At 61.1% G+C, this 11,348-nt stretch carries 10 protein-coding genes and 1 pseudogene; all 11 read left to right on the top strand.

Annotation, left to right across the window (positions count from 1 at the left end):
- Positions 1 to 1,027: pseudogene (locus B5F27_RS09670) on the top strand (conjugal transfer protein TraE); the annotation flags it as partial.
- Positions 1,024 to 1,404 (top strand): DUF3851 domain-containing protein, encoded by a 381-nt coding sequence (locus tag B5F27_RS09665; protein WP_002576347.1) that lies wholly within the window; start codon positions 1,024 to 1,026, stop codon positions 1,402 to 1,404. The pseudogene B5F27_RS09670 and the gene B5F27_RS09665, both read left to right, overlap by 4 nt.
- Positions 1,397 to 3,130: a CHAP domain-containing protein gene (locus B5F27_RS09660; RefSeq protein ID WP_002576346.1), complete on the top strand. Its 1,734-nt coding sequence runs from the start codon at positions 1,397 to 1,399 to the stop codon at positions 3,128 to 3,130. The genes B5F27_RS09665 and B5F27_RS09660 overlap by 8 nt, the downstream gene beginning before the upstream one ends.
- A gap of 33 nt (positions 3,131 to 3,163) precedes the next feature.
- Complete coding sequence (locus B5F27_RS09655; RefSeq protein ID WP_002576345.1) at positions 3,164 to 3,418, top strand: DUF4315 family protein; 255 nt, start codon at positions 3,164 to 3,166, stop codon at positions 3,416 to 3,418.
- Positions 3,408 to 4,190 carry a DUF4366 domain-containing protein gene (locus B5F27_RS09650; RefSeq protein WP_087366965.1) on the top strand — a complete coding sequence of 261 codons (783 nt, stop codon included), beginning with the start codon at positions 3,408 to 3,410 and terminating at the stop codon, positions 4,188 to 4,190. Before B5F27_RS09655 ends, B5F27_RS09650 begins: the two co-directional genes overlap by 11 nt.
- On the top strand, positions 4,187 to 4,387 hold the full coding sequence (locus tag B5F27_RS17240; protein ID WP_087366962.1) for a hypothetical protein: 201 nt from the start codon (positions 4,187 to 4,189) through the stop codon (positions 4,385 to 4,387). The genes B5F27_RS09650 and B5F27_RS17240 overlap by 4 nt, the downstream gene beginning before the upstream one ends.
- Positions 4,384 to 6,483: a type IA DNA topoisomerase gene (locus B5F27_RS09640; protein ID WP_087366958.1), complete on the top strand. Its 2,100-nt coding sequence runs from the start codon at positions 4,384 to 4,386 to the stop codon at positions 6,481 to 6,483. The genes B5F27_RS17240 and B5F27_RS09640 overlap by 4 nt, the downstream gene beginning before the upstream one ends.
- Positions 6,480 to 6,761, top strand: a complete 282-nt coding sequence (locus tag B5F27_RS09635) for an immunoglobulin (protein ID WP_087366955.1) — start codon at positions 6,480 to 6,482, stop codon at positions 6,759 to 6,761. Before B5F27_RS09640 ends, B5F27_RS09635 begins: the two co-directional genes overlap by 4 nt.
- Positions 6,762 to 6,763: 2 nt before the next feature.
- Complete coding sequence (locus B5F27_RS09630; RefSeq protein WP_087366951.1) at positions 6,764 to 9,847, top strand: LPD16 domain-containing protein; 3,084 nt, start codon at positions 6,764 to 6,766, stop codon at positions 9,845 to 9,847.
- Between the two features lies 1 nt (position 9,848).
- Entirely contained in the window at positions 9,849 to 10,064 is a 216-nt protein-coding gene (locus tag B5F27_RS09625; RefSeq protein WP_087366948.1) for a transposon-transfer assisting family protein, read from the top strand.
- A gap of 848 nt (positions 10,065 to 10,912) precedes the next feature.
- Positions 10,913 to 11,269: a TnpV protein gene (locus B5F27_RS17235; protein ID WP_087366945.1), complete on the top strand. Its 357-nt coding sequence runs from the start codon at positions 10,913 to 10,915 to the stop codon at positions 11,267 to 11,269.
- The last annotated feature ends 79 nt before the right edge of the window (positions 11,270 to 11,348 follow it).

Here is an 11,348-nt window from a genome sequence, read left to right as displayed (position 1 = left end):
GCCGCTTGAAAAAGTGATGAAATGCTTGAGCCGTATGACGGGAAATCTGTCACGTACGGTTCTTAGGCGGGAAAGCGGTGGTAACACCGCCGACCCAGCCGATTACGCGCCGCTGGTGGAGCGCCTGCACGGGCAGGTCATCAAAATCTCGCCCACCTCCACCAACTACATCAACCCGATGGACCTGAACCTGGACTATTCGGACGATGAAAGCCCGCTGTCGCTGAAGAGCGACTTCATCTTGTCGCTGTGCGAGCTGATCGTGGGCGGAAAGGACGGATTACAGCCGGTACAGAAAACCATCATTGACCGCTGTGTGCGGCTGGTCTATCAGGACTACCTCAACGATCCGCGCCCGGAGAATATGCCCATTCTGGAGGATTTATACGACCTGCTGCGGGCGCAGGATGAGAAAGAGGCGCAGTACATCGCCACGGCGCTGGAAATCTACGTCACCGGCTCCCTCAACGTGTTCAACCACCGCAGCAACGTGGACATCAACAACCGCATTGTTTGCTATGACATCAAGGAGCTGGGCAAGCAGCTGAAAAAGATCGGGATGCTGGTGGTGCAGGACCAGGTGTGGAACCGCGTCACCATCAACCGGGCGGCCCGTAAGTCCACCCGCTACTACATCGACGAGATGCACCTGCTGCTCAAAGAGGAACAGACCGCCGCCTATACGGTGGAGATTTGGAAGCGGTTCAGAAAGTGGGGCGGCATCCCGACCGGGATCACCCAGAACGTGAAGGACCTGCTTTCTTCCCGCGAGGTGGAGAACATCTTTGAAAACTCCGACTTCGTGTATATGCTCAACCAGGCGGGCGGCGACCGGCAGATTTTGGCCCGGCAGCTGGGCATTTCCCCGCACCAGCTGTCCTATGTGACCCACTCCGGCGAGGGCGAGGGGCTGCTGTTCTACGGCTCCACGATTCTGCCCTTTGTGGATCACTTCCCGAAAAACACCGAACTGTATCGCATTATGACGACCAAACCCCAGGAAATGAAGGAGGCTGATGGACGATGAAACCCGAAATTCTGCATAACGACCACATGATGTTTCTGGACCGGGCGCTGGAAACCCAGCGCACCGCGCTCCTGACGGCGATGGCGGACGCCGTTTCCGAGTGCCGCACGGCGGCGGATCAGGCCGCTGAACTGACCGAGACCGGCGAGACCGGCCTGCTGCGGCTGGTGGAGATTCTGTGCGCCGCCAAGGTCCAGCGCGGGCAGGCCGGTGAGACTGTGCTGGAGGGCACCGAGGTCCAGATTTTGGCCGACGTAGTGGCCCAGCTCTACGCCTGCCTGACCGAGTGCCGCTTCGTGGGTCCGCTGGGGCTGGCGGCCTATGCGGAGCTTTCCAGCATGGCGGCCTCCCTCATGCTGGGGGAATGGTTTGATTAAGGAACCGCGCCTGCGCTTCACGGAGGAAGAACGGGCGGACCCGGCGCTGGAAAAGCCCATCCGCAAGGCGGAGAAGGCCGCCGTCAAAGCGGACAAGGCGCAGGCAAAAATCCCGAAAAAGCAGGTCAAACGGGCCGAGGTGGACCCCAAGACCGGCAAGGTCACGACCAAGCTGGTGCTGGAGGATAAGCCCCGGCCGCCCTCCAAACTGTCCCATACAGTGCGGGACGCGCCGGGCAACGCAGTGGCGGGCAAGCTCCACCAGGAGATCCGCAAGACCGAGGACGGTAACGTGGGCGTGGAAAGCGCCCACAAGTCTGAGGAAGCCGTAGAGACCGGCGTGCATCTGGCGAGGGAGGGCTACCGCAGCCACAAACTGAAACCTTACCGCAAGGCCGCCCAGGCCGAGCGGAAGCTGGAAAAGGCCAACATCGAGGCGCTGTTCCAGAAGTCTGTCTATGAAAACCCTGCGGCAGCCAGCAACCCGCTGTCCCGCTGGCAGCAGAAACAGCAGATCAAGAAGCAGTACGCCGCCGCCAAACGGGCCGCACAGTCCGGCGGGAGCGCCGCCGGTGCCGCCCAAAAGACCGGCAAAGCGGCCAAGACGGTCAAGGAGAAAGCCCAGCAGGCCGGGGCCTATGTGATGCGCCATAAAAAGGGCTTTGGCATCGCCCTGGGCCTATTTTTAATCGTCTGCTTGCTGCTCAACACCATGTCCTCCTGCTCCATGATGGCGCAGAGCATCGGTTCGATGATCTCCGGCACCACCTACCCATCGGATGACCCGGAGCTGGTGGCGGTGGAGGCCAACTACGCCGCCAAGGAGGCCGCGCTGCAAGCCGAGATCGACAACATCGAGAGCAGCCACCCCGGCTATGACGAGTACCGCTATGACCTGGATATGATCGGCCACGACCCCCACGAGCTGGCGGCCTACCTGTCCGCTGTGCTGCAAGGCTACACGCGGGCAAGCGCCCAGGCGGAGCTGGAACGCATTTTCGCGGCCCAATACCAGCTGACGCTGACCGAGGAAGTGGAGGTGCGCTACCGCACCGAGACCCGGACAGACAGCGAGGGCAACGAGTATGACGTGGAAGTGCCCTACAACTACTACATCTTAAATGTGACCCTCACCAGCAAGCCCATCTCCTCCGTGGCGTTGGAGCTGCTGACGCCGGATCAGCTGGAAATGTACCAGGTGTACCGGCAGACGCTGGGCAACAAGCCCCTGATCTTCGGCGGCGGGTCCGCCGACACCAGCGATTCCGAGAGTTTGGCCGGTGTGGAGTTTGTCAACGGCACCCGGCCCGGCAATCAGGCGGTGGTGGACATCGCCAAAAGCCAGGTGGGCAACGTGGGCGGCCAGCCCTATTGGAGCTGGTACGGCTTTAATTCCCGCGTGGAGTGGTGCGCTTGCTTCGTGTCCTGGTGTTACGGCCAGATGGGCCTTTCCGAGCCGCGCTTTGCCGCCTGCCAGTCCCAGGGCATCCCCTGGTTCCAGTCGCACGGACAATGGGGCGGGCGGGATTACGCCAACATCGCCCCAGGCGACGCTATCTTCTTCGATTGGGACTTGGATGGCAGCGCCGACCATGTGGGCATCGTAGTGGGCACCGACGGCAGCCGGGTTTACACCGTAGAGGGTAATTCCGGCGACGCCTGCAAAATCAAGAGTTATTCCCTGACCTACGAGTGCATCAAGGGCTACGGCTTGATGAACTGGTGACAAATTTTTATGAAGAATAGGAGTGATTTGACTATGGCTAAAAACAAAATCGAGCGCATCGACCAGGAGATCGCCAAAACCCGCGAGAAGATCGCGGAACAGCAGGAAAAGCTGAAAGACCTGGAAGCGCAGAAAACCGAGGCGGAGAACCTGGAGATCGTCCAGATGGTCCGCGCCCTGCGTATGACCCCGGCCCAGCTGTCCGCCATGCTGTCTGGCGGCATGGTGCCCGGCCGGGCGGTGGGTTCTGCCAATCCCGAACAGGAGGAAATGACCCATGAAGAATAAAAAGATTTTCAGAACCTTTGCCGCCCTTTGCACCTGCCTGATGCTGATGGGCGGCTTCTCTGTGACCGCCTTTGCCCAGGGCACTGACCCTGCGCCCACGGCCACACCGGCGGCGGACGCCACCAACGACAGCAACGTGGTGGTGGAGGAAACCGAGGACAGCCCCGCCCTGACCCCGGAGGGCAACGCCGCCCTGGTGGATGACTTTGGCGGCAACAAGCAGCTCATCACCGTCACCACCAAGGCGGGTAACTATTTTTACATCCTCATTGACCGCGCCAACGAGGACAAGGAGACCGCCGTCCACTTCTTGAACCAGGTGGACGAGGCTGACCTGGAGGCGCTGATGGAGGACGGCGAGACGGCGGAGGAAACGCCCGCTGTCTGCAACTGCACGGAAAAGTGCGCCGCCGGTGCGGTGAACACGGCCTGCCCGGTCTGTGCCGTGAACATGGCGGAGTGTACGGGCCAGGAGCCGGAACCTACGCCCGCCCCGGAAACAGAGCCGGAGCCGGAACAGGAACCGGCGGGGCTGAACCCGGCGATGCTGCTGGTGGTACTGGCTGTGCTGGGCGGCATCGGTGCGCTGGTCTACTTCAAATTCATCAAGCAGAAGCCCAAGACCAAGGGCAGCGACAATCTGGATGATTACGACTACGGCGAGGACGATACCGAACAGGAGGACGAGGACCCCTGGGAGACGGAGGAATCCGATGAGCCGGAGGACGCCGGCGGGGGCGGCGATGAAGAAAGCGAGAACCCGGCCCAATGACCCGGTTCACCGACAGCCCCTATGAATCCATGATGACGCGCAGGCCGGAGGGCGGGAAGGCAGCTTCCCGTCCTCCCTCTTTATCTCCCGGCCACCCCTGTTATGGCTGCGGAACCTACCGCCCCGGCCAGCCCTGCGTGGGCTTCTGCCACAAAGAGCTGACTGCGTGGCTGCGCGAAAGGAGGAAGCAAAAATGAAATTGGTAATTGCCGAAAAGCCCTCGGTGGCAAAATCCCTGGCCGCCGTTTTGGGGGCCACTACCCGCAAAGACGGCTACCTGGAGGGCGGCGGTTGGCTGGTGAGCTGGTGCCTGGGGCACCTGGCCGGGCTGGCAGACGCCGCCACCTATAACCCCGACTACGCCAAGTGGCGCTATGATGACCTGCCCATTTTGCCGGAGTCCTGGCGCTTCATCATCGCCAAGGACAAGCGGGATCAGTTTGACGTACTGCGCACCCTGCTGCGGCGGGAGGACGTGACCGAGGTAGTCAACGCCTGCGACGCCGGGCGCGAGGGCGAGCTGATTTTCCGAACGGTCTACTGCCTGGCGGGCTGTCAAAAGCCCATGAAACGGCTGTGGATCTCCAGCATGGAGGATTCCGCCATCTGGGAGGGCTTTGCACACCTGCGCCCCGGCGCGGACTATGACGGGTTGCACCAGGCGGCCCTCTGCCGGGCCAAGGCCGACTGGCTGGTGGGCATCAACGCCACCCGGCTGTTTTCGGTGCTGTACCACCGAACCCTCAACATTGGGCGGGTCATGTCCCCGACGCTGGCTCTCATCGTCCAGCGGGAGGCTGAAATCGACGCCTTCAAGCCGGTGCCATTCTATACCGTGGCGCTGGACCTGCCCGGTTTGACCGCTGCCAGCGCCCGCATGGACAAAAAAACCGATGCCGAACAGCTGAAAACTGCCTGCCAGGGCAGCACAGTGACGGTTAAACAGGTGGATCGCAGGGACAAATCCGAGAAGCCACCCGCCCTCTATGACCTCACCACCCTCCAGCGGGACGCCAACCGCCTGCTGGGGTTCACGGCGCAGCAGACGCTGGACTATCTGCAAAACCTCTATGAAAAGAAGCTCTGCACCTATCCCCGGACGGACAGCCGCTACCTGACCTCCGATATGGCCGAGGGCCTGCCGGTGCTGGTGAATCTGGTCGCCAACGCCATGCCGTTCCGCAAAGGCATCGCCATTTCCTGCGATGCGGCGGCGGTCATCAACGACAAGAAAGTGACCGACCACCATGCCGTGATTCCTACCCGCAACATCCGGGAAGCGGACCTGTCGGCTTTGCCGGTGGGCGAACGGGCCATTCTGGAGCTGGTGGCGCTGCGGCTGCTGTGTGCGGTGGCCCCGCCCTATATCTATGATGAAACTTCTGTCACGGTAGAGTGCGCCGGTGCGGGGTTTACCGCCAAGGGCCGCATGGTAAAGCAATCCGGCTGGCGGGCGCTGGACGCCGCCTACCGGGCCAGCATGAAAAATGTGGAGCCGGACAAAGAGGCCGAGGACAAAGCCCTGCCGGAACTGACCGAGGGCCAGGAGCTGCCGGTCGCCGGTGCTGCCGTCAAGGAGGGCAAGACCACCCCGCCCAAGCACTTCACCGAGGACACGCTGCTTTCTGCGATGGAAACTGCCGGAAAGGACGATATGCCGGAGGACGCCGAACGTAAGGGGCTGGGCACCCCCGCCACCCGCGCCGGGATTTTAGAGAAATTGGTGTCCACCGGCTTCCTGGAACGCAAAAAGAGCAAGAAAACCGTGCAGCTTTTGCCGTCCCACGACGCCATTTCCCTGATTACCGTCCTGCCGGAGCAGCTGCAATCCCCACTGCTGACCGCTGAGTGGGAGTACCGGCTGGGTGAGATCGAGCGCGGTGAGCTGGCCCCGGAGGACTTCATGGCCGAAATCACCGCCATGCTGAAGGAGCTGGTGGGGACCTATCAGGTCATCAAGGGCAGCGAGTATCTATTTGCCCCGCCCCGCGAGGTGGTGGGCAAATGCCCCCGCTGCGGTGGTGAAATTGCAGAAACGCAAAAGGGCTTCTTCTGCCAGGACCAATCTTGCAAATTTGCGATCTGGAAGAACAACAACTGGTGGGCAGCGAAGCGCAAGCAGCCCACCAAGGCCATTGTGGCGGCGCTGCTGAAAGATGGCCGCGCCCATGTGACCGGGCTGTACTCCGAGAAAAGCGGCAAGACCTATGACGCTACCGTGGTACTGGAAGATACCGGCCAGTACGTCAACTTCAAGCTGGAATTTGACCGGCAGAAAGGCGGCGGTAAATGAAACTGAGTTTGTATGAACAGGAATCCATTATCCTCTACAACCAGGCCGAGGCCACCGCCGAGGTCTACTCCCATGACCCGCGCCTGCTGGAAAAGCTGCGGCGGCTGGCGGAGAAATACCCGGACCAGATCGTGAAAAAGGATCGCCAGACCTTTACGGTGCCCAAACGCTGCGTGTCGGTGCGGGAGCCGTACAGCGCCGAGCGCCGAAAGGCCGCCAGCGAACGGGCCAAGGCTGCCGGGTACAAACCGCCCGTCCCGAAAGCGGGCGGCAAGTGAGCATGGGCGAGAGCGTCTTTGAAGTCGTAAAACAGTCCCTCACCGTCCGGGAGGCGGCGGAGCTTTACGGCATCGCGGTGGGGCGCGGCGGCATGGCCTGCTGCCCCTTCCACGATGACCGCCACCCCAGCATGAAGGTGGACACCCGTTTCCACTGTTTTGGCTGCGGTGCAGACGGCGACGTGATCGACTTCACCGCCCGGCTCTACGACCTGTCCCCCAAGGAGGCCGCCGAAAAGCTGGCCCAGGATTTTGACCTTTCCTATGACAGCAAGGCCCCGCCCCGGCGAAGCTATGTCCGGCAAAAATCTGAGGCGCAGGTGCGGAAAGAAAAGCGCGAACACGGCTGGCGCGTCCTGACAGACTACTATCATCTGCTCCGAAAATGGGAGGCCGACTATTCCCCTAAGACGCCGGACGAGGACCCGCACCCGCGCTTTTTGGAGGCCGTCCAGAAAAAAGACTACATGGCGTATCTGCTGGACACCTTTCTCGACAGCAGCACCGAGGAACAGGACCAGTGGATCGCAGAACACACCGCTGAAATTTCGGCCATAGAAGGGAGAGTGAACATCATGGCTGATAAACCCACCAACCGGGAACGGTTGCAGCAAATCACGGCGGGCATCGAGCAGGGCATCAAGGAACTGTTCGAGAGCGAAAAGTATATGCGCTACCTGTCCGTGATGTCCCGATTCCACCGCTACTCCGTCAACAACACCATGCTCATCTATATGCAGAAGCCGGACGCCACGCTGGTGGCCGGGTACAACAAGTGGAAAAATCAGTTTGAGCGCCATGTGAAGCGCGGCGAACACGGCATCACCATCATCGCGCCCACGCCGTTCAAGAAAAAGATTGAGGAACAGAAACTGGACCCGGACACCAAGGCCCCCATCCTGGACGCGGAGGGCAAAGCGGTCATGGAGGAACGGGAAGTTGAAATCCCCATGTTCCGCCCGGTGAAGGTGTTTGATGTGAGCCAGACGGACGGGAAACCGCTGCCGGAGCTGGCGTCCACCCTTTCCGGGAGTGTCCAGAACTACGAGGCTTTCATGGAGGCCCTGCGCCGGTCCGCGCCGGTGCCGCTCTCCGTGGAGTCGATGGCCGCCAAAATGGACGGGTATTTCTCGCCGGACCAGCAGCGCATCGCCATCCGGGAGGGCATGAGCGAGGTGCAGACGGTTTCCGCCGCCGTCCATGAGATCGCCCACAGCAAACTGCACAACTACGCCAAGGCCCAGGAGGAAGCGGCCAGGGCCGGTGACAAGGAGCCGCCCAAGAAGAAAGACCGCAACACCGAGGAGGTGGAGGCCGAGAGCATTTCCTACGCGGTTTGCCAGTATTACGGTATCCAGACCGGCGAGAACAGCTTCGGCTACATCGCCACCTGGAGCCAGGGTAAGGAACTGCCGGAGCTGCGGGCCAGTTTGGAGACCATCAACAAGGCAGCCGGGGAACTGATCGCGGACATTGACCGGCATTATAAGGTTATCTGCAAGGAGCGCGGCATTGACCTGACTGCTGCCCCGGAACCGCAGCGGGACCCTATCGAGCAGCTGGCAGCCGACATCGACCAGTTTTCTTTTGACTATGATACCTATGAATACCGGGATCAGGTGGACAATCGTGAGGATGCGCTGCGGGAACTGACCGCTGCGCTCCGCAGCGGGGATGCCAGCGGTGTTCGGGACTGGCTCCAGGAAATTGCCGATGAAAATGAACCTGGAGAAGCGGCCACAAAAGCTGCCGAGCTGTTGGATCGTCTGGAGCAACTGGTGCCGGAACCTGACCCCAACCTTGTGAAAATGGCGGATGAAGCGATGGCGATGGGCATAGAAACCACCCCGCCCAGCACCGAGTACCGCGAGGCCCTGCTGGTGCTGGACGATACCACCTATCTTCATGTTCAGCCCTGCGACACCGGCTGGGACTACACGCTCTACGATGTGGCGACCATGAAGCAGCTGGACGGCGGCCAGCTGGATGCGCCGGAGCTGCCCATGTCCACCGCCGCGCTGAAAATCTGTGAGATGCACGGGATGGGCGGCCAATCCATTCAGTATGCGCCGTTGCCCATAATCGAGACCTTGCAGGAGGCGGCTGTCCAGCAGATGCAGACAGCGGCCAAGGCCGCCGCCCCGGAAACCACCCAGCTGCCGGACGCCCCGGAACAGCATCTGGACGAATACCCCATGCCGGACCCCACGCTGACCCAGGACGATTTGGAAAAGTGCGGCTACATGGACGGGGACCTTCTGCCCCTTTCCAAAGAACGCGCCTATGAGCTGATGGAGCGCGACCTGACCGTTTACATCATCCAGCAGGGCGAGAACCCGGCGATGGCTTTTGATACCGCCGACCTGGACGCCCACGACGGGATCTTCGCCGTCACCCGCGAGGAATGGGAGGAAAGCCCGGATTTTGATGCCCAGGTCAAGGCGCGCATGGACCACCAAGAGGAACGGGAGCAGGCGTTCCTCGACCACAAGGGCGATTGCTTCGCTATTTATCAGGTGAAGCACACCGACGAGCTGCGGGACATCCGCTATGAGGGGCTGGAGTGGATCAAGTCCATCGGGCAGACGGTGCAGCGGGACAATTATGATCTGGTCTACACCGCGCCGCTGGCCCCCGGCGACCTGAAAGGCAGCGTGCTGGACAATCTTGAATACCGTTTCAACAATGAACACCCAGCCGACTACCGCCATCCGTCCATGAGCGTCAGCGACATCGTTGCCATCAAGCGGGACGGCAAGGTATCCTGTCATTACTGCGACAGCTTCGGCTTTGCCGAGGTTCCCGGCTTCCTGCCGGACAATCCGCTGAAAAATACGGAGATGGCCGTGGAGGATGACTACGGCATGATCGACGGTATTATCAACAACGGCCCCAAGGAGCAGACGGTGGCCCAGCTGGAACAGCAGGCCCGCAGCGGCCAGCCCATTTCCCTGATGGACCTGGCTGCCGTCGCCCACCGGGAGGACCGGGACAAGAAGAAATCCGTTGTGGAGCAGCTGAAAAGCCAGCCCAAACCCGAACATAAAAAGACAGCGCCAAAAAAGAGCGCGGAAAGGGAGATCTGATATGAACACTTTGACCTTTGAGGAAACCAACCTGCTGTGCATCTACAACCCCGGCACCCGCCAGGGGGCCATCGAGGCCCTGACCGAGATGCGCGGCCACTTGCAGGCGGACGAGGCCGAGCTGCTGGCCCTGACCGACAGCACCCTCGCCAAGCTGCGCGCCATGCCCGACGCCGAGTTTGACGAGCTGGAGCTGTACCCGGATTTTGACGAGTAAACCCCTGTTTTAACCAGCCGGGGCGGCCGCCGTGCCGCCCCATTTTCATATCCGAAGGAAGGGAGGATAGAACCCCATGCCAACCAAAGCAGAACAATATGCGCAGATGGCCGACCAGGTGGCGCGGCAGCTCACCGGCAGCTGGCAGGAGTGGGCGGGCTTTCTCACCACCGCCGCCCGGCTTTACAAATATCCGTTCCATGAGCAGCTGATGATCTACGCCCAGCGCCCGGACGCCACCGCCTGCGCCGAGTACGACCTGTGGAACAACCGCATGGGCCGGTATGTGCGGCGCGGGTCCAAGGGCATCGCCCTGGTGGATGATTCCGGGGACCGGCCCCGGCTGCGGTATGTGTTTGATATTTCCGACACCGGCACCCGTGAACACTCCCGCACACCCTGGCTGTGGACGATGAACGAGGAACACACCGCGCCGGTCATGGCGATGCTGGAGCGAAACTATGACGTAGGCGGCGGAGACCTGGCCCAGCAGCTGGCCGATGTGGCTGCCGGTCTGGCGGAAGAATACTGGACGGACCACCGGCAAGACATTCTTTACATCGTTGACGGTTCCTTTTTGGAAGAGTACGATGAAGAAAACATCGGGATGCAGTTCAAATCCGCCGCCACGGTCAGCATCACCTACGCCCTGATGTCCCGCTGTGGGCTGGAGCCGGAGCAGTATTTCAGCCATGAGGATTTCATGGCGATTTTCGACTTCAATACCCCCGCTACCGTGGGGGCGCTGGGCACGGCGGTCAGCCAGATAAACCAGCAGGTGCTGCGGCAGATCGGCGTCACCATCCAGAACTATGAGCGCGCCAAGAGCGCGGAAAGGAGTGCCACACATGGAGAACAACCTGACTTACACGAGGAACGGCGATTACCTGATCCCCGACCTGAAGCTGTCCGAACAGCCGGAGAAGCCCCTGGGCAAGTACGGCAGGATGAGGAAAGCGTACCTGAAAGAACACCGGCCCATCCTCTACAACCAGCTGCTGATGAGCGAGAAGCTGTACCCGCATCTTCGGGAGATCGACGAGACCGCGAACAGCCGTCTGGATCAGATGATGCCCCGGCTGGCAGAGTCGGCGGGCGCGACGGAGGAACTGAAAGCCCGCGACCCGATGGCCTGGGTGGGCCTGATGAACACCTGCAAGGCCCAGGCGGAGGAGATTCTGCTGGCGGAGCTTATCAACAGCTGACCCTAAACCTGTTCCTCTCCGAAGCGGAACAAATCCAGAATATCGACGAAGCAGAGAGTGTGAAAACGCCCTCTGCTTT

The organism is Faecalibacterium sp. An192, from assembly GCF_002160175.1.
GTDB lineage: Bacteria > Bacillota > Clostridia > Oscillospirales > Ruminococcaceae > Faecalibacterium.
The sequence above is the reverse complement of the archived record's forward strand: the minus strand, read 5'-3'. Positions and strand labels throughout refer to the sequence as shown.

Excerpts from the sequence above, each read along its gene's own strand:
- B5F27_RS09665 (WP_002576347.1), top strand. The coding sequence starts at position 1,024 with ATGAAACCCGAAATTCTGCATAACGACCACATGATGTTTCTGGACCGG.
- B5F27_RS09655 (WP_002576345.1), top strand. The coding sequence starts at position 3,164 with ATGGCTAAAAACAAAATCGAGCGCATCGACCAGGAGATCGCCAAAACC.
- B5F27_RS09650 (WP_087366965.1), top strand. The coding sequence starts at position 3,408 with ATGAAGAATAAAAAGATTTTCAGAACCTTTGCCGCCCTTTGCACCTGC.
- B5F27_RS17240 (WP_087366962.1), top strand. The coding sequence starts at position 4,187 with ATGACCCGGTTCACCGACAGCCCCTATGAATCCATGATGACGCGCAGG.
- B5F27_RS09640 (WP_087366958.1), top strand. The coding sequence starts at position 4,384 with ATGAAATTGGTAATTGCCGAAAAGCCCTCGGTGGCAAAATCCCTGGCC.
- B5F27_RS09635 (WP_087366955.1), top strand. The coding sequence starts at position 6,480 with ATGAAACTGAGTTTGTATGAACAGGAATCCATTATCCTCTACAACCAG.
- B5F27_RS09630 (WP_087366951.1), top strand. The coding sequence starts at position 6,764 with ATGGGCGAGAGCGTCTTTGAAGTCGTAAAACAGTCCCTCACCGTCCGG.
- B5F27_RS09625 (WP_087366948.1), top strand. The coding sequence starts at position 9,849 with ATGAACACTTTGACCTTTGAGGAAACCAACCTGCTGTGCATCTACAAC.
- B5F27_RS17235 (WP_087366945.1), top strand. The coding sequence starts at position 10,913 with ATGGAGAACAACCTGACTTACACGAGGAACGGCGATTACCTGATCCCC.